Source organism: Ruegeria sp. AG6, assembly GCF_056541565.1.
In genome coordinates this window covers 103,471-121,318 of sequence record NZ_JBQFYQ010000006.1, presented here as the reverse complement: position 1 = coordinate 121,318, position 17,848 = coordinate 103,471, and the positions used below count along the sequence as shown (strand labels likewise).

Below are 17,848 nucleotides of genomic sequence, written 5' to 3'. Positions count from 1 at the left end.
AGCCGACACCCACATCTACCACATCGTTTTTGCGGCGCGTGCAGGCCATTCCTCGTCATATTGCGCGCCGCCTTCCGCGCCGTCTGATGCCTCGGACAGAAGCTGACCTATCGTGGGAAGATCGCCGCTGTCATCACCGCTTGACCAGATGCGCGCCCGGATCAAAGCACGGGCACATTGGCTGTATATCTCGGCGATTTCAACGACGATAACGGTCGCCGGGCGTTTGCCGACCTTCTCGAATTGATGCCGCAGGGTCTCATCCGCCGTTACCCGCGCCAACCCGTTCACCCGAACGACGTTGTTGGCCCCCCGAACAAGAAACATCAGCGAAACACGTGGATCGCGCACGATATTGCGCAAACTGTCCAGACGGTTGTTGCCGCGCCAGTCCGGCAGAGCCAGCGTATTCGCATCCAGCTCTTTCACGACCGGGCCATCATCGCCCCGCGGGCTGCCATCCACACCTTCTGGGCCAACCGTGCTGAGCACACAGAGGCGCGATGCGAGGATCCACTTGCGATAGAGAGGCGTCAGCTGATGAACGACCTTTCGCAAGGACGGCGCGCCGGGCCGACCATACAACGCTTCAAGCGTTTCAATGTCACGAATGTGCTCCATCCGGATCAAACCCCACTTCCCGCATCAACTCGTTGGAACGCGTTTCTATCACATCTTCCAGCCGGGCAAGGAATTCGTCCCGACCAACACCCGGCTCGATTGGGTCGAGGAAATCGACGATCGCAAGGCCCGGTTTGCGCATGACACCCGTTCGGGGCCAGAAGACGCCGGCATTCGTCGCGACCGGAACGCAGGGAAAGCCGAGCCCTTCGTAAAGAACGGCTGTTCCAACCTTGTAAGGTTTCTTCGCACCGGGCGCCACACGTGTCCCTTGCGGGTAAATCACAAGCTGCCCGGGTTCCGAAAACTCTTTCGATACATCCTTGACCATCTTGGTCACGGCAGCACCGCGCTTGCCGCGATTGACCGGAATACAGCCAAGTCGCCGCGCATACATTCCAATGACGGGTGTAAACAAAAGCTCGCGCTTCATAATGAACTTGCCGTGCGGAATCGCATCAAAAATTATGATGATATCAAGAAACGACTGGTGTTTTGCGGCTATGACCACTTCATTCGTTGGGACCCTACCCCGCACTTCACACCGAATGCCAACCATCCACCGGGCCAGCCACATGGTGCTGCGCGCGTAGGTCTTGCACGCCCTCAGGGCGCCAGCCTTGGAAAACAGTGCATAGGGCAGAAAGACAATGCCAAGGATCAGCATCCAGGCGTAGATCACGATCATGAAGATCAATGACCTAACCCATTGAACAGCCATCAACATCAGGAAAGCTCCTTCAATTTGCGTCGGGCCGCAGCCCAAGTAGCAAAAAACGCGACCATGGCACCAAGGATCGGGATAAGAACCGGCAACGCCCAGTCTTTGCCCTGAAAGCCGACGCCGGCCAGAAAACCACCCGATTCCGAGGCTTCGGGCAGCATCAGAACACCGGTCATGCCCAGCAATGTACCGACTGATGCCCCAAAGAATGCGCGATATGTAAACCGCCTTACGAATGCGCCCGCTATGAACCCATCGCGTGCACCGACCAGGCGCAGCACTTCGATGATCTGGGCATTTGCGGCAAGCGACGCATTGGCGGCAAGAGTAATCATGGCCGCGGTCGCACCACCGATCAGCAGGATCGAAATCCACCCCAGACGACGCAGGGACATCGCCGCATCAACCAAAGGCTCCCGCCACCGCGTATGATCATCCAGCACGGCGCCCGGCACCTCGGCCCCCAGTCGCAAACGCAACCCAGCCACGTCGATGCCCGGTTCGGTTTCAATGATCTCGATAAGCTGCGGCACGGGCAGCGTATCCAGCGGCAGATCCGGCCCGAACCAAGGGGCAAGCAACGCCGCCTGCTCTTCCTGCGTCAAAGCACGGGCCGAGGCCACGCCAGGCGTCTGGCTCAGAACGGTCAGCGCGGCCTCGGTCTGGGCCGCACGCTGTTCCGCTGGCGCGTTGATGCGCAGGGTTGCAGCTCCGGCCAGTTCCGAGGCCCAGCGATCCGCAATGCGCCCCGAAGCCAGAGACAGGGCCAGTGCGAATACTGCAAGAAACGCCATCGCACCCGCGACAAACAGGGTCAGGTGTGCCGTATATCCCGTTGGGGGAACAACCCGGTCTGCCCGTTTGTCACCGCGCAACAGATTTTTGAGATCAGGACTGATCATAGATCCGCCCCCGCCAGTTGCAGCTTGCGCTGCGAAATACGCAGGACACGAGCCTGTACCTGGCTTTTGGCCGCGCGGATCAGGCTCAGATCATGGGTGGCGATCAGGACGGTTTTGCCCATCCGGTTCAGTTCGATCAGAAGACGCAGCAGCCGTTGCGACATTTCCCAGTCAACATTGCCCGTCGGCTCATCCGCCAAAACCACGTCAGGCGACAATATGACGGCACGCGCCAGAGCGGCCCTTTGCCGCTCGCCGCCGGACAGTTCAGGCGGGAGCGCTTCGAGCCTGGCGCCAAGTCCCACCCAGCTGAGCAGCTCGGTCAGGTTTTCCTGCTCGGATGTTTCCGAACGCCCGGACACCATCAGCGGCAACGCGACGTTTTCGGCAAGCGTCATGTGGTCAAGGAACTGACAATCCTGATGCACGACACCAACGCGGCGACGCAATACGGCCAGCTGGTCGCGATCAAGGGTTGAAATATCCTGGTCAAACACACTCAACCGCCCCGAGCTCGGCAGCAGGGCACCATAGCACAGCTTGAGCAACGTGGTCTTGCCCGCCCCGGAAGGCCCGGTCAGAAAGTGAAACGAACCCGGCTGCAATTGTACCGAGACATCACTCAGCAACTCGCCGCCACCGTAGGTGTAGCTGACATTTTCCAGCTCGATCACACGTGCCCCCGTTATTTTGCCGCTCTTCTTGCCCGAGCATGGTGATGGTTTCAATGGCTCTACCGGGTCCAATTGGTGACACTTGACCCGCGAAACCGAAAACGCTCTTTGCTGTTGGGTCTTAACCGAATATCATTCCTGAAAAAACTATTATCGGCCCTTCGCCCGGCCGAGGAGGCAGCATGCGTCTTACATGTCCGAATTGCAGCGCGCAGTACGAGGTTCCTGACGAGGTCATCCCCGAGGAAGGCCGCGACGTACAGTGTTCCAACTGTGATCAGACCTGGTTTCAAGCGAAGCACCCTGCCGAAGCCGCAGGCGCACCGGACGAAAAAGCGGAAACCCCCGAACAGGATGACACATCGCCCGACGTGGTCGACGCTCCGCAGGACGCCGAACCGGGTCCTGTTGAAGAAGCGGTATCCGAAGGCAAGCCAGAAGTTGAAAAACCCGCTGCGCCTACAGGGAATGTCGATCCGTCCGTTGCCAGCATTCTGAAAGAGGAAGCTGCCCGCGAAGCGGAATTGCGGGCGCAGGAAGGCAGCAGCCTTGAGAGCCAGCCCGATCTGGGGCTGGATACGCCACCAGAACCCAAGGTGCGCCCCAAACGGCCTTCGGCTTCCGAAACCGCTGTCGATGCAGGGCAGAAAGACGCGCTGCCGGATGTTGAAGCCATCAATTCGACAATGCGATCTGACGAGTCGGAAGAGGTCCCGCAGCCACCCCGCAAATCGGGCGGATTCCTGCGCGGCTTCGCGTTGATGCTGATCATCGGCGTGGTTCTGTATCTGATCTATGGAAATGCCCAACAGATCAGCGAAGCGGTCCCTCAGGCCGACCCGTTGCTCAGCTCATACGTGTCGCTTGTGGATCAGGCGCGTATCTGGCTTGAAGCACAGGCTGGATCCGGTGCCCAGAACTGAGGTCTAGAACCTCTCCAACAAACGTTTCAGGTATTCCAGTTCGATCTGGGGGCGGTCCGATTCCCCGGTTCTGCGCCGGATTTCATCCAGCAGTTCCCGCGCCCGGCGATACACGTCTTCGCCTTGCAGCAAATTCTCATCTGTTGAAATCGAACCGGCGGCACCCGGATTTCGGCCCAGCGGATCGCGATTGTTGGCTTGCATGTCGCCATCCTGCGTTCCCTGACCCGGCTGATTCTGCTGGTTCTGCGCCATCGCCTCACCCAACGAACGCATCCCTTCGCGCAGGGCTTCCATCGCCTCGGATTGCCGGTCGATGGCTTCGGCCAGATCATCCCCACGCAGGGCCTGTTCCGCCTCGTCCATGGCGCGCCCGGCCCGGTCCAGCGCCTCGCGCGCGGCGTCACCTTCGGGCGTGCCGGCGCCGGGCAAACCCTGTTGCTGGCGGCTCAGCTCATCTCTTAGCGCTTGCTGCCGATCCGCAAGTGAGCCTTGACCCTGCTGGCCTTCGCCAGCCTGATCCGAGCCTTCCCCCTGACCGCCCTGACCTTCGTGGCTTTGCCCCCGGCCTTGCCCGCCATTGCGTCCCTCATTGCCCTGGCTTTCACCGGATTGAGCACCTGGATTAAACTGTTCCTGCAAATCACGGAAGGCCTGATCGCTCAGACCTTGTTGCTCGCGCAGGGTTTCCGCAAGACCTTCCATGGCCTGCTGACCTTCGGACTGCTGCCCTCCGCCCTGGCCCTGAGTCACACGCATGTTTTCCATCATCTGCTGGAACTCTTCCAGTGCCTGCTGGGCTTCGGCCATCCGGCCCTGTTCCATGAGCTCCTGAATGCGGTCCATCATGCGTTGCAGATCATCCTGCGTCATTTGCAGGGACTCGCCGTTCTGGCCCTGCTGACGCTCGCCATCTTCGCCGTTCGGCTGGGCCAACCGTTGCAGCTGTTGGAGGTAATCCTGCGTCGCTTCGCGCAATTCCTGCATCAGTTCCGCGATTTCCTCGTCGCTGGCGCCTTTCTTCATTGCTTCGGTCAGACGTTCCTGCGCGCGCCGCATCCGTTCCAGCGCATCCGCAAGCGTGCCGTCCTCAATCAACACGGCAAGATCCCAGAGCGCCTGGGCGATCTCTGCCTGCTGTTCGGGTTTCAGCCCGTATTGATCAAAGGTCTCAAGCCGCCGCAGCACGACCCTCAGACGCAAATAGGCAGTTTCCGAGCGAAACAAGTCCTCTGGCAGATGAGATACAGCCCGCAGCAGTTGCGCGATCCGAGGCGCATTGGACCGCGACCACAGCAGATCGCGCCGTTGTTCGATCACCGCAGCGGCCAGCGGATCAAAGAACCGACGGGCCGGAAGATCGGTCACATAAGGTTCGGAAGACGATTGCTGATCCGCCGCGTCCGTGGCCATCAAGGTGATCCGAACCGGCAAATGCGCCCATGGGTGTTGCGAGAAATCCTCGATCAGATCTTCTGCAAAATCCACCCGGTCGCCGGTGATCGGCATAGGCAGTTCAACTGCGATCGCTTCGCGTGGTTCGGGCTCTGCCGCCAGACCATAGCGGCGATCAACGGCAGCCAGATCCAGTTCGATCAGGGCAGAGCCTGCAACCACACCATAGTCATCTCCTGCGACGAATGGCAGCTTCATCTGCCCGCCCGCCTCGGCCTCAGCCGATCCAGCCACGGCTATCTGTGGTGCCGTGTCGTCAATGATCTCAACGGCCCATTCCCGCCCCGCTGGCCCGTCGATGCGCAATTGGCCAGAGCGTTCTGCCACGAACTCCTGCTCGGGGTCGGTCGCCGCCTCGGCTCCCAGGGCCGAGCTGTTTTCCGTCAGGCTATGTGCGCCAACCTCACCATAAAGCCGCAAGGTAACGCGGCTGCCCTTGGGAACGGCAAGCTCTGCATCCGTTTGGTCCGCAAGATACAGCGTTGGAAGGCCCGTATAGCGCGGGGGTTCGACCCATCCTTCCCAAGTCGGCCCTTGCCCGGCGGCGGCAGTGCCCGGGGCCATGTCCGCCACAGACCCCACGCGCCACAAAGAGCCGAAAACCAGCGCTACGACAAAAGCCAGCAATGCCGCGTAGCGCAGTGCATAAGGATCTCGCGATGCCAGCCGAAGGTCTGGTTTCACGGCCTCGGCCGTCGCGACCCGTTGCGCCATCCGGGCTTTGTGGGCTTGCCACAGCGCCACGGAATCCCGATCGGCCGCACCGATAGCCTGATCATCCATTAAGGCCTGAATTGGGCGTCCCGGCAAGGTCTCATCCAGCCGCATCAAAACCTCGGCGCGCGAAGGCAACTTGAGACCCCTCAGGCCAAGCACCGCAGCCGTCAAAAACGACCCCAAGGACAGCGCGCCGACCGCCCAGACAATTTCCACGGAAACAACATCTTGAAGCCCCAGCATCAATGCCGCAAGCAGAACAAGAACAATCGAGAACGCCGGCCAGAACGCGCGCAACACCTGTTCTGCCACCATGCCGACATGAGTCAGCCACACGGACAGGCGCGGAATGGGCAGGTTTGAACGGTCGGACAAGACGGGCCTCCGGGGTTAGGCCCGCGCGGTCATCGCGTCAAAGCCATGAAGGTATGGTATCGCGGTTTATGATTTCGTCAAAGCTTGGTCGTTCACGAATGACTGCAAATTGATCACCATTGACCAGAACCTCGGGGATCAGCGGGCGGGTATTGTACTCGCTGGCCATCACCGCGCCATAGGCACCCGCGCTGCGGAAGGCGATCAGGTCACCCGATTTAAGCGGCGGCATGTTGCGTTGTTTGGCAAAAGTGTCACCGGATTCGCAGACCGGGCCCACGATGTCATAAGGGCGCTGTTCCACACCGGCGACAGGTTCCTGCACCGCGACGATATCGTGGTAAGCTTCGTACATTGCCGGGCGGATCAGGTCATTCATCGCCCCATCAAGGATCAAAAAATCGCGACCTTCGCCTGATTTCACGTAGATGACCTTGCTAACCATGATCCCGGCGTTGCCCGCGATCAGGCGGCCCGGCTCGATCTCGATCTCACAGCCAAGATGGCCCAATGTTTTCTTGACCAGCGCACCATATTCAATCGGCAAGGGAGGTGCGTTGTTCGACCGGGTGTAAGGAATGCCCAGACCGCCACCCAGATCGAGACGCCGAATGTTGTGACCTTCAGAACGGAGGCGTTCGGTCAGCTCGGCTACTTTTGTGTAGGCCAGCTCATACGGTTCAAGTTCGGTCAGTTGCGAGCCGATATGGACGTCGATGCCGATCACCTCCAACCCCGGCAAGCTGGCAGCGTGGGCGTAAACTTCCGAGGCACGGGCAATCGGAATGCCAAACTTGTTCTCGGACTTGCCCGTGGCAATCTTGGCATGGGTCTTGGCATCGACATCCGGGTTCACCCTTACAGTAATCGGCGCAAGCACACCCAATTCCAGTGCAACGGCGTTGATCACTTCCATCTCGGGCTCGGATTCGACGTTGAACTGACGGATGCCGCCGGTCAGTGCGGTACGAATCTCATCCGCCGTTTTACCCACGCCAGAGAACACGATTTTGTCGCCCGGAACGCCCGCCGCCTTGGCGCGCAGGTATTCCCCGCCCGAAACCACGTCCATCCCTGCGCCCGCCTTTGCCAGAGTTTTCAGGATCGCCTGATTGCTGGCCGCTTTCATCGCATAGCAGACAAGGTGGTCCGTGCCGTCAAGCGCATCGTCAAACAGCTGAAAATGCCGCAGCAAGGTTGCTGTGGAGTAGACATAGAACGGCGTTCCGACCGCGGCAGCGATTTCGGAGACAGGGACATCCTCGGCGAATAGCGCGCCGTCGCGGTAGAGAAAATGATCCATGTCTGCGCGCTTAGACCAGAAGATAGCTTCGGATCAATGGATTCCGAACCCATCGACCAAGTTTAATTTCGGGTCGAAACTCCAACCCGGCCATAGCCCGAGATCGAAACTCCGGTGCCCGATTGTTTGGGCTCTGCCGCAGGTTCCGGGCGTCTTGCCGATGTAGGTTCGCAAGCCGTCAAAGCCGCAAATACCAGAAACAGTCCTAGTGTTCTCATTTCAGTATCTTTTCTTTGGATGACATGCGCACCGACATGCCACCTCACGTTGGTGGATATAAAACCGATGCGCAATATGAAAGTGGCTTAGAATCCCAGGTAGATCCCCAGCGGGCCACGGCTCAGACCTACGCCACCGCCTACATACGCTCCGCCAGAGCCGACACCGACGGTTGCACTGACAGTTGGCTGAGCGGGCGCTGGCTGAACGGGCTCACCATCGGCTCCGCATCCGGCCAGCATCAGGCCGGACCCTGCAATCAGAATCGCGCGCAGCACGGTCATCACACCATTGCCTTCCATCGTTCAACCTGAGCACGCACCTGATCAGGAGCTGTGCCACCATAGGACTGGCGTGAGTTTACAGAATTTTCGACTCCAAGGACAGAGTAGACGTCATTTGTGATCTCGGCATGGACCGATTGCATGTCGTCCAGCGTCAGATCGGGCAGGTCGCAACCCTTCTTCTCGGCCATGGCCACCAGCGATCCGGTAACATGATGCGCGTCGCGGAAGGGCAGGCCCAGCACCCGAACCAGCCAGTCGGCCAGATCGGTCGCGGTGGAAAAGCCCGAGCCGGCGGCGGCGGCCAGGCTGTCGCGGTTGGCGGTCATGTCCTTGACCATGCCTTCCATCGCGGCCAGCGCCAGCATCCAGTTGTCGGCGGCGTCAAAGACCTGTTCCTTGTCTTCCTGCATGTCCTTGGAATAGGCCAGCGGCAGGCCCTTCATCACCATCATCAGCGCCGTGTTGGCGCCAAAGATCCGACCCACCTTGGCGCGGATCAGCTCTGCCGCATCGGGGTTTTTCTTCTGCGGCATGATCGACGATCCGGTTGAGAACCGATCCGACAGGGTAACGAAACGGAACTGCGCCGAAGACCAGATCACCAGTTCCTCGGCAAACCGCGACAGATGCACGGCGCAGATCGAGGCCACGGACAGGAACTCCAGCGCGAAGTCACGATCGCTGACGGCGTCCAGCGAGTTGGCGGCAGGCCGGTCAAAGCCCAGCGCCTCGGCCGTCATATGGCGGTCGATGGGAAAGGACGTTCCGGCCAGCGCCGCAGCCCCCAGTGGCGATTCGTTCATCCGGGCACGGGCGTCACGAACGCGGGACAGATCACGGCCAAACATCTCGACATAGGCCATCATGTGATGGCCCCATGTCACCGGCTGCGCCGTTTGCAGGTGGGTAAAGCCCGGCATGACCCAATCGGCGCCAGCCTCGGCCTGCGCCAAAAGCGCGCGGATCAGGGCCAGCAAGCCGCTCTCAGCAGCGTCCAGCTGATCACGAACCCAGAGCTTGAAATCGGTTGCGACCTGGTCATTGCGTGACCGGCCTGTGTGCAAACGGCCTGCGGGCTCTCCGATGATCTCTTTCAGACGTGCCTCGACATTCATGTGAATGTCTTCCAGCGCGGTCGAGAACTGGAACTCTCCGTTCTGGATTTCTGACAAAACGGTGAGCAGCCCTTCCCGAATGGCTTCGGCGTCACTATCACTTATGACGCCTGTGGCTGCCAGCATGGCCGCATGGGCGCGCGAGCCTGCGATGTCCTGGGCTGCCATCCGCTGATCGAACCCGATCGAGGCGTTGATTGCCTCCATGATCGCGTCTGGACCGGCGGCAAAGCGGCCGCCCCACATCTGGTTCGAGGATTGATCGGTCATGTAAGAAAACCCGGAGTTGATATGCGCCTATTTCGTCTGATCCCCCTTTATATGGCCCTTGCGCTGGGTGCAAATGCCGCCTTGGCGACCGATGCCGAGACGCTGGCCCCTCTGCGGGAAGAGAGCCTGAAACGTCTGATCCTGCACAAGGAACCGAAACCCGCCAAATCAATCGAATTCCAGCTGGAAGATGACGGCGGTGTCGGCACGCTTGCTGATTATGAGGGCAAGTATGTGCTGCTGAATTTCTGGGCCACCTGGTGTGCGCCCTGCCGCAAAGAGATGCCTCAGATCGCTGAACTTCAGGAAGAGTTCGGCGGCGACAAGTTTCAGGTTCTGACACTGGCCACGGGCCGCAACTCGCCTGCCGGCATCAAAAAGTTCTTTGAAGAGAACGGCATCGCCAACCTGCCCCGTCACCAGGACCCCAGTTCAGCCGCTGCCCGTGAGTTCGGCGTCATCGCCTTGCCGATCACGGTCATCCTGAACCCCGAAGGGCAGGAAATCGCCCGGCTGATCGGCGACGCCGAGTGGAACTCGGACAGTGCGAAGGCGATTATCTCGACGCTTGTGGAATCCAATAGCTGACGAATGGCGCAGCGTCCGCCTGTTTGTGATACACTCGAACCGGCCCAATTGGGCCGGTTTTCGTTTGTGACCTTATAGGAAGGAGGCGACGATGAAGCCGGTGGTTCTTTTGATCGGACGGTTGCCAAATGTGATCGGTGATGTGGCACGGCAACTGGATCATCTGCCGATTCAGTGGCTGGGCGCACATGACACGGACGAGGTCCGGAAACAGCTGGATGCCGAGCCCCGAATTGCCTGCGCCATCTTGGGCGCGGGGCTTGACGACACGATCCGTGGTGAAATGGTGGGCATAATTGCCGCCCGGCGCCCGGATATCTGCATCCATCTGAAGGATCGTACATCCGGCCCCGAGGGGCTGGTGCCCTTCGTCGAACGTGTGGTGCAACACGAGATACTGGAACGGCTGGAAAACAGCTGACGCAACGCCACCTTTGACAGAGTTTCAACTCCTTTGCACTCTGCGCTCAGGAGGATGGAATGCCACTTGAAATTCTACTGACGCTGGTCGTCGGCGGCATAGCTGGTGTCACCCTGTTATTGCATCTCACCGGCAAATCGCAGCAAGTGATGCTGACGCCCGACATTGCACGATCACAATGGGCACGTCACTTTCCGGACGATGATGTGGTCGACGTCACGGTTTCCCATGATGGCCACGCCGCGATGGTGCGCACCAGTTCAGGCAATGGGTTGCTTTGGTCCTTCGGGGCCGACACCGTGGCCCGGCATCTGCTGGACTATGATCTTCTGGATCATCCGGAAGGATTTGAGATTCTGTTTCACGAATTCTCGGTGCCCAAAACACTCATCCGACTGGACGAATTCGAACGCCATCACTGGCGTGACCTGATGGAGCCCGCATGACAGACCAAATTAGTTTTCCCGATGCGGTGCAATGGGCCGTTCCCTTTTTCATCGCAGCAATTCTGGCCGAGTTTCTGTGGATCGCAGTCAAAGGCAAAGGCGGGCGTTATGAAACACGCGACGCGGTGACTTCTTTGATCATGGGGGCCGGAAACATCGCATCGGGCTTTTTGCTGGGCTTTATCGCCTATGCGTTTTTCATGTGGCTTTGGCAGATCACGCCGATGAACCTGGGTACGTCAATTCCGGTTATCATCCTGTGCTTTGTCCTGGACGATCTGCGTTACTACTGGGTCCACCGCTTTGGCCATCGCATCCGCTGGGTCTGGGCCAGCCACGTAAACCATCACAGCTCGCAGCACTACAACCTGACGACCGCGCTGCGGCAGACCTGGACTTATACGTTTACTTTCATGATGGTCGTACGCGCCCCACTGATCCTGCTTGGGTTCCATCCTGCGATGGTTTTGTTCGTCGGTGGCCTCAATCTTATCTATCAGTTCTGGATTCACACCGAGGCCATCGGCAAGATGCCCCGCTGGTTCGAGGCGGTAATGAACACCCCCAGTCACCACCGCGCCCATCACGGTCGCAACGCACGCTATCTGGATTGCAATTATGCCGGGGTGTTCATCATCTGGGACAAGCTGTTCGGCACCTTCGTCCCCGAGCAGGAGGACGACCGGGTGGACTATGGCCTGGTGCACAATATCGGCACTTTCAATCCCCTGCGGGTGGCCTTTCACGAATGGGTGGCCATCTGGCGCGACGCGACCCAGCCGGGTTTGACCCTGAAACAGCGGCTGGCCTACTGCTTTGCCCCACCTGGGTACAGCCATGACGGCAGCCGGGACAGTTCGGAACAGATCAAGGCCAAGCATCTGGCGCGCCACCCGGAAGACCGCGGAACGCCCGGTTTTGATCATCTGGACAAAAAGCTGCCCAGCGGACAAGCAGAACAGGCTTGAAACAGCCGGCTGCACCCTGATTGTGCCTTGAATCTCGGCCATTGAGCGCCATATCAGACGACAGTCGCCGTGTGTGAGTGAGCGAGGGTCTGTATGAATCGTTTGACAACCATTTCAACCTTTTTCGGCCTGTTCGGCCTGTTGATGGCCATGCTCGCAGCCCTTGGGGGCGCCGTTGCAGCCCTGATCGCATTGGGTTTTGCAATGATGGCGCTAGGTGCGATGGGCGCGATACTTGGCGCGGCAGCTTCTTTGACACGCGCGTGGCAATCCACCCGCTGAGCCCGCGAGACGGAAATTTTTCCGAACCCTTAACCGCAGATTCATCTCTTTGCCCCGAGACTGTGACCGGACACCTGTCCCGGACACATGGGAATCCGCGCTTATGGGAAATAAAAAACTGGCACATCTGCCTGAGGGGTCGGAAAGTCCGTTGAATACGGCCGTTTCGACGCGGGATCGTTCGGTTGTGCAGATGGCAACCGATGCAGTGAAGCATAAGCAGTGCAAACTGGCTTTTCAGCCGGTGATACAGGCGCACGCCCCGTACCGAGTCGCGTTTTACGAAGGGTTCATTCGGGTTCTGGACGAAACCGGCCGCGTCATCCCGGCGCGAGAATTCATGCCTCAGGTCGAAAACACTCCTATCGGCCGCGATCTGGACTGCGTCGCGTTGGAGCTTGGGTTGCGCACATTGGCGAGGAACCCGGAAATACGCCTGTCGATCAACATGTCTGCGCGCTCGATCGGTTATTCCAACTGGTCCAGAATACTGGACAGATTCCTGAAACGAGATGCCGAATTGGGCGAACGCTTGATCCTCGAAATCTCCGAAAGCTCGGCCATGCAGGTGCCTGAGCTGGTTGTCGACTTCATGGACCGCTTGCAGGATCGCGGCATCGCTTTTGCGCTGGATGACTTTGGCGCCAGCAATTTCAGCTTTCGCCATTTTCGCGAGTTTCTGTTCGACGCAGCCAAAATCGATGGCCAGTTCGTGCGGGGCATCAGCAACGATCCCGACAACCAGACTTTGGTGCGGGCCCTGATCGCGGTGGCCCGTGAATTCGAAATTCTGGTCACGGCCGAATCGGTTGAAACGCAGGAGGATGCCGCTTTCTTGGTGGCAAGTGGCGTGGATTGCCTGCAAGGATTCTTGTATGGCGCACCCAGTGTTGCGGAACCCTGGAAGCAGGAAAACAGATCAAAAACAGGCAGTTGATTGCCTGTTCATCGACATTTTCCTACCATTTCCGACACTGAGACAAGCTGCCCGTTGCTGCATGTGCAGCGTTACGCTATTGCAAGAGTACTTGAGCGGGGGATCACGGGGCGCTCTTGTTTCGAGAGGACATCTTTCGACCTGCGCCGTCAGAAATTCCGCTGTCCCATGACGGTAAAGGACTGATCATATGACCAACGTAGTAATCGCATCCGCCGCACGAACAGGTGTTGGCAGCTTCAGTGGTTCGTTTGCGAACACACCTGCCCATGATCTGGGCGCTGCCGTTCTGGAAGCAGTTGTCGAGCGCGCCGGAGTGGAAAAAGGCGAAGTCAGCGAAACCATCATGGGGCAGGTTCTGACAGCCGCCCAGGGGCAGAACCCCGCACGTCAGGCCCACATCAACGCCGGTCTGCCGCAGGAAAGCGCGGCCTGGGGAATCAACCAGGTTTGTGGCTCGGGCCTGCGCGCCGTTGCTTTGGGCGCCCAGCATATTCAGCTGGGAGACGCGGAAATCGTCGCTGCTGGTGGTCAGGAAAACATGACGCTGTCGCCCCACGCCGCCGCGCTGCGCGCCGGTCACAAGATGGGCGACATGAAGTATATCGACACAATGATCCGCGATGGCTTGTGGGATGCTTTCAACGGCTATCACATGGGTCAGACTGCCGAGAATGTTGCAGAGAAATGGCAGATCAGCCGCGAGATGCAGGATGAATTCGCCGTTGCTTCGCAGAACAAGGCCGAAGCAGCACAAAAGGCCGGCAAGTTCGCAGACGAAATCGTGCCCTTCACCATCAAGACCCGCAAGGGCGACATCGTGATGGACAAGGACGAATACATCCGCCATGGCGCAACCATGGAAGCCATGGCCAAACTGCGTCCAGCCTTCACCAAGGACGGTTCGGTCACAGCTGCCAACGCCTCGGGATTGAACGACGGTGCGGCCGCGACGTTGCTGATGTCAGCCGAAAACGCTGAAAAGCGGGGAATCGAACCTCTGGCGCGCATCGCGTCCTATGCGACCGCCGGTTTGGACCCGTCGATCATGGGCGTCGGCCCGATCTATGCATCGCGCAAGGCACTGGAAAAAGCAGGCTGGTCGGTAGACGATCTGGACCTGGTCGAAGCCAACGAAGCCTTTGCCGCACAGGCCTGCGCCGTTAACAAGGATATGGGCTGGGATCCGTCGATCGTGAACGTAAACGGCGGCGCCATTGCCATCGGCCATCCGATCGGTGCTTCGGGGTGCCGTGTTTTGAACACCCTGCTATTCGAAATGAAGCGTCGCGATGCGAAAAAGGGTCTGGCGACCTTGTGCATCGGCGGCGGCATGGGCGTTGCCCTTTGTGTGGAGCGCGACTAAGCGCGTTGGCAATCAAATAGAATTAGGCGCCCGGTGGGCGCCTTTTTTTGTTACATTGAGGTTCCAACCGTTGGATGCGACGATATTGCCGCCCGGAATCCAAGATTCAAGACGAAACAATATTGCGCACAACCATCTCTCAGAGTAACAGCATTACTAAGACGACTATAATTGAAGGAGTCATAAATGGCACGAACAGCACTCGTTACCGGCGGTTCCCGCGGCATTGGCGCAGCAATTTCCAAGGCGCTCAAAGCCGAAGGATACAACGTTGCGGCAACCTATGCGGGAAATGACGAAGCCGCCGCAAATTTCACTGACGAAACCGGGATCAAGACCTACAAGTGGAACGTCGCCGATTATGACGAATCCAAAGCAGGTATTGAAAAGGTTGAGGCCGAGGTTGGCCCCATCGATGTGGTCGTCGCCAACGCCGGCATCACCCGCGATGCACCATTCCACAAAATGACACCTGATCAGTGGAAAGACGTGATCGACACCAACCTGACCGGCGTGTTCAACACGGTGCACCCTGTCTGGCCCGGCATGCGAGAGCGCAAGTTCGGTCGTGTCATCGTCATCAGCTCGATCAACGGTCAGAAAGGCCAGTTCGCTCAGGTGAACTATGCAGCGACCAAGGCAGGTGACCTGGGCATCGTAAAATCCCTGGCGCAGGAAGGCGCGCGGGCGGGGATCACTGCCAACGCGATCTGCCCCGGCTATATCGCAACCGAAATGGTCATGGCTGTGCCCGAGAAGGTGCGCGAGTCCATCATTGGCCAAATCCCGGCCGGCCGCCTGGGTGAGCCAGAGGAAATCGCGCGCTGCGTGGTCTTCCTGGCATCGGACGATTCGCAGTTCATCAACGGTTCGACGATCTCGGCCAACGGTGCGCAGTTCTTCGTCTGATCCAGAGTTGTGAACTAAAAACGGGCCGGTCCCTTTGGGCCGGCCCTTTCTGATCCCGTAAGAACGCGCGCGCTGCGATCAGCGGGAACCGAATATCCATCCCCAAAACTGCCAGATCACCCTGCTGCGCTCTTGGTGGGCACGCAGGATCGCCATCTGGGCGGCGGGATTTGTTGTCATCTCGATCATGACAGCCTCCTTTTCAAATCAGTTTTATTTGACCTGATGTGAATATAGAGGCTAAAAACAAACACGACAAACGAGCTTTCTTGAGACATCAGTTAAGTTTTCCTTCACTATGAGTGACTATCTGCCTCCGCTGACCGCGTTGCGTGCTTTTGACGCCGCAGCCCGGCACATGTCTTTTTCGAAGGCGGCGGAAGAGCTGCATGTGACGCCAGCCGCCCTGTCCTTTCAGATCAAGTCGCTTGAAGAACACCTTGGGCGGCCGCTGTTTCGTCGTCTGAACCGCGCCGTAGAACTGACCGAGGCGGGCCGTGCCCTTGCGCCTGGTGCGGCAGAAGGGTTTGCCACCTTGCAAGCCGCATGGCGTGCAGTGCGCAGACAGGAAGATGACACAAGCCTGACCGTCACCGCGGGCCCAGCTTTGACCGCCAAGTGGTTAGCGCCGCGGCTTTACGAATTTGCTCGGGCGCATCCCGAGATCGATCTGAAATTCTCGGCCACGCTGCGCAACATGGATCTGGAGCGGGACGACGTGGACGTCGCCATCCGTTTCGGGAATTCGGCCGATGACGGGCTGTATTCCGTTCCCGTCAGAAAGGAATGGCTGACCCCGGTCATGACACCGGAACTTGCAGAACAATTCACCACGCCAGACAGCCTGCGCGACGCCCCGCTGATCCATGACGATTCGATCAGCTTTCTGACCCCGCCTTGCGATTGGCCCGCTTGGTTCCGTGCCGTGGGGGTGGATTTTACTCCGACCCATGGCGCGCATTTTTCCAATGCCGATCACGCGATTGATGCCGCTGTTGCCGGTGTCGGCGTGGCACTGGGGCGACGCGCCATGATTCTCAAGGACCTGACCGAAGGCCGCCTGATTGCACCGTTCAAGGTGGCCCTGGAAACACAAGGCCGGTTCCGGTTTCTGTGCCTGCCGGGGGCTGAAAAGAAACCTCAGATCGCGGCGTTTCGCGATTGGTTCCTGACCGAGATTGAAAAAACCGCGCATATATCGGATGAGTTCAAAATTGTACCGATTGAAGAGGTTTCCCGCCCATGACCAAAATGCGCGCAACGGCTATCGGTTTCGTGGCTGTCTTGCTATGGGCCTTGCTGGCGTTGTTCACTGTCGGGTCGGCGCCCACGCCGCCCCTGCTGCTGAACACGATCTGCTTTTCGATTGGTGGTGCGCTTGGGCTTGTCTGGGCAACGGCGACAGGTGGTTTGAGCGATCTAAAGCAAGTTCCCTGGACGACCTACCTGTTTGGCGCATTGGGCCTATTTGGCTATCACGCGCTGTATTTTTCGGCCCTGCGCATGGCGCCGGCTGCCGAGGCCGGGCTGATCGCTTATCTCTGGCCTCTGCTCATTGTGCTTCTGTCGGGCCTGCTTCCGGGTGAGCATCTGCGTATCGGCCACCTGATCGGGGCATGCCTTGGATTCGCAGGGGCCGCTGTAATCATTGCCGGGGGTGGCGGCGCGGGCTTTCAGGCCCAATACCTGCCCGGATACGCATTGGCCTTGCTGTGCGCACTGACATGGTCGGGCTATTCCGTTCTATCACGCAAACTGGAGGGCACGCCGACCAGTTCCGTCGCAATTTTCTGCCTTGCGGCTGCATCGGCTTCGGGACTGCTTCATCTGGCGGTGGAAGACACTGTACTGCCCGATACGGCACTGGGCTGGGCGTCGGTGCTGGCACTCGGCCTTGGGCCCGTCGGGCTGGCGTTCTACGTCTGGGACATTGGCGTCAAGCAAGGCGACATCCAAATCCTCGGAACCTCATCCTATGCGGCCCCGTTACTGTCGACCCTTGCTTTGGTGGTGGCCGGGATCGCGACCCCGTCCTGGGGGCTTGCGATCGCGGCCTTTCTGATCACCGGCGGGGCCTTGATAGCGGCCCGCGCCAGCCTGAAAACTTAAGCGGACAGGCGTTCGATCTCTTCTTTCAGCTTGAGCTTCTGCTTTTTCAACTGAGCAATATGGAGATCATCGATACCTGGCGAGCGTTGGGCTTGTTCCACTTCTAGACCGAGAGATTCGTGCTTTTTCTTCAGTTCCGTCAGATGTGCGCTCACGCTCATTGCGATCCTCCTTGTTTATGTGTCTGTATGTCACGTAAGAATTTGACCACATCGTTTCCACCCTGTCACGCTGCAG

At 59.0% G+C, this 17,848-nt stretch carries 21 protein-coding genes; 11 read left to right on the top strand and 10 right to left on the bottom strand.

Going from position 1 to position 17,848, the window contains the following annotated elements:
- Nucleotides 1–15 precede the first annotated feature (15 nt).
- The 4 genes from ACR0I0_RS13910 to ACR0I0_RS13895 are packed head-to-tail and all read right to left on the bottom strand — an operon-like array spanning nt 16 to nt 2,921.
- On the bottom strand, nt 16–621 hold the full coding sequence (locus ACR0I0_RS13910; protein ID WP_480491882.1) for a pyridoxamine 5'-phosphate oxidase family protein: 606 nt from the start codon (nt 619–621) through the stop codon (nt 16–18).
- Nucleotides 605–1,348 carry a lysophospholipid acyltransferase family protein gene (locus ACR0I0_RS13905; protein ID WP_171171175.1) on the bottom strand — a complete coding sequence of 248 codons (744 nt, stop codon included), beginning with the start codon at nt 1,346–1,348 and terminating at the stop codon, nt 605–607. The genes ACR0I0_RS13910 and ACR0I0_RS13905 overlap by 17 nt, the downstream gene beginning before the upstream one ends.
- On the bottom strand, nt 1,348–2,247 hold the full coding sequence (locus tag ACR0I0_RS13900) for a cell division protein FtsX (RefSeq protein WP_171634956.1): 900 nt from the start codon (nt 2,245–2,247) through the stop codon (nt 1,348–1,350). The genes ACR0I0_RS13905 and ACR0I0_RS13900 overlap by 1 nt, the downstream gene beginning before the upstream one ends.
- Entirely contained in the window at nt 2,244–2,921 is a 678-nt protein-coding gene (locus ACR0I0_RS13895) for a cell division ATP-binding protein FtsE (protein ID WP_152456816.1), read from the bottom strand. The genes ACR0I0_RS13900 and ACR0I0_RS13895 overlap by 4 nt, the downstream gene beginning before the upstream one ends.
- 182 nt (nt 2,922–3,103) lie before the next feature.
- Here ACR0I0_RS13895 and ACR0I0_RS13890 point away from each other — a divergent pair, with 182 nt between their 5' ends.
- On the top strand, nt 3,104–3,844 hold the full coding sequence (locus tag ACR0I0_RS13890; protein WP_480491880.1) for a zinc-ribbon domain-containing protein: 741 nt from the start codon (nt 3,104–3,106) through the stop codon (nt 3,842–3,844).
- 3 nt (nt 3,845–3,847) lie between these two features.
- Here ACR0I0_RS13890 and ACR0I0_RS13885 read toward each other — a convergent pair whose 3' ends face one another.
- The 5 genes from ACR0I0_RS13885 to argH all read right to left on the bottom strand — a co-directional run bounded on the left by ACR0I0_RS13885 (nt 3,848) and on the right by argH (nt 9,585).
- Nucleotides 3,848–6,391, bottom strand: a complete 2,544-nt coding sequence (locus tag ACR0I0_RS13885; RefSeq protein ID WP_480491878.1) for a TIGR02302 family protein — start codon at nt 6,389–6,391, stop codon at nt 3,848–3,850.
- Between the two features lie 37 nt (nt 6,392–6,428).
- Entirely contained in the window at nt 6,429–7,694 is a 1,266-nt protein-coding gene (gene lysA, locus ACR0I0_RS13880; protein ID WP_480491877.1) for a diaminopimelate decarboxylase, read from the bottom strand.
- Between the two features lie 62 nt (nt 7,695–7,756).
- Nucleotides 7,757–7,912 (bottom strand): hypothetical protein, encoded by a 156-nt coding sequence (locus tag ACR0I0_RS13875; RefSeq protein WP_171229797.1) that lies wholly within the window; start codon nt 7,910–7,912, stop codon nt 7,757–7,759.
- An 87-nt stretch (nt 7,913–7,999) separates the two neighbouring features.
- Nucleotides 8,000–8,215 carry a hypothetical protein gene (locus ACR0I0_RS13870; RefSeq protein ID WP_224854660.1) on the bottom strand — a complete coding sequence of 72 codons (216 nt, stop codon included), beginning with the start codon at nt 8,213–8,215 and terminating at the stop codon, nt 8,000–8,002.
- Nucleotides 8,197–9,585: an argininosuccinate lyase gene (gene argH, locus ACR0I0_RS13865; protein ID WP_209834677.1), complete on the bottom strand. Its 1,389-nt coding sequence runs from the start codon at nt 9,583–9,585 to the stop codon at nt 8,197–8,199. Before argH ends, ACR0I0_RS13870 begins: the two co-directional genes overlap by 19 nt.
- Nucleotides 9,586–9,606: 21 nt before the next feature.
- On the opposite strand from argH, the gene ACR0I0_RS13860 reads away from it, so the two are divergent.
- From ACR0I0_RS13860 to yddG, 10 genes are all read left to right on the top strand, one after another.
- On the top strand, nt 9,607–10,173 hold the full coding sequence (locus ACR0I0_RS13860) for a TlpA disulfide reductase family protein (RefSeq protein WP_171634966.1): 567 nt from the start codon (nt 9,607–9,609) through the stop codon (nt 10,171–10,173).
- A 91-nt stretch (nt 10,174–10,264) separates the two neighbouring features.
- Nucleotides 10,265–10,594, top strand: coding sequence for a hypothetical protein (locus tag ACR0I0_RS13855; RefSeq protein ID WP_152456810.1), 330 nt, complete (start codon nt 10,265–10,267; stop codon nt 10,592–10,594).
- Nucleotides 10,595–10,653: 59 nt separating this feature from the next.
- Complete coding sequence (locus ACR0I0_RS13850) at nt 10,654–11,040, top strand: hypothetical protein (RefSeq protein ID WP_171724278.1); 387 nt, start codon at nt 10,654–10,656, stop codon at nt 11,038–11,040.
- Entirely contained in the window at nt 11,037–12,008 is a 972-nt protein-coding gene (locus ACR0I0_RS13845; protein WP_480491875.1) for a sterol desaturase family protein, read from the top strand. The genes ACR0I0_RS13850 and ACR0I0_RS13845 overlap by 4 nt, the downstream gene beginning before the upstream one ends.
- 93 nt (nt 12,009–12,101) lie before the next feature.
- Nucleotides 12,102–12,290: a hypothetical protein gene (locus ACR0I0_RS13840; RefSeq protein WP_171634969.1), complete on the top strand. Its 189-nt coding sequence runs from the start codon at nt 12,102–12,104 to the stop codon at nt 12,288–12,290.
- A gap of 103 nt (nt 12,291–12,393) precedes the next feature.
- Nucleotides 12,394–13,227, top strand: coding sequence for an EAL domain-containing protein (locus ACR0I0_RS13835; protein WP_480491873.1), 834 nt, complete (start codon nt 12,394–12,396; stop codon nt 13,225–13,227).
- Nucleotides 13,228–13,417: 190 nt separating this feature from the next.
- Complete coding sequence (locus tag ACR0I0_RS13830) at nt 13,418–14,593, top strand: acetyl-CoA C-acetyltransferase (RefSeq protein WP_170346332.1); 1,176 nt, start codon at nt 13,418–13,420, stop codon at nt 14,591–14,593.
- Between the two features lie 186 nt (nt 14,594–14,779).
- Nucleotides 14,780–15,502, top strand: a complete 723-nt coding sequence (gene phbB / locus ACR0I0_RS13825) for an acetoacetyl-CoA reductase (RefSeq protein ID WP_171724280.1) — start codon at nt 14,780–14,782, stop codon at nt 15,500–15,502.
- 298 nt (nt 15,503–15,800) lie between these two features.
- Nucleotides 15,801–16,748, top strand: a complete 948-nt coding sequence (locus ACR0I0_RS13820; protein WP_480491871.1) for a transcriptional regulator GcvA — start codon at nt 15,801–15,803, stop codon at nt 16,746–16,748.
- Nucleotides 16,745–17,611 carry an aromatic amino acid exporter YddG gene (yddG, locus tag ACR0I0_RS13815; protein ID WP_171119723.1) on the top strand — a complete coding sequence of 289 codons (867 nt, stop codon included), beginning with the start codon at nt 16,745–16,747 and terminating at the stop codon, nt 17,609–17,611. The genes ACR0I0_RS13820 and yddG overlap by 4 nt, the downstream gene beginning before the upstream one ends.
- Here the strand turns inward: yddG and ACR0I0_RS13810 are convergent.
- Nucleotides 17,608–17,772 (bottom strand): YdcH family protein, encoded by a 165-nt coding sequence (locus ACR0I0_RS13810; protein ID WP_083445267.1) that lies wholly within the window; start codon nt 17,770–17,772, stop codon nt 17,608–17,610. The two genes, yddG and ACR0I0_RS13810, sit on opposite strands and share 4 nt — an antisense overlap.
- Between the last annotated feature and the right edge of the window lie 76 nt (nt 17,773–17,848).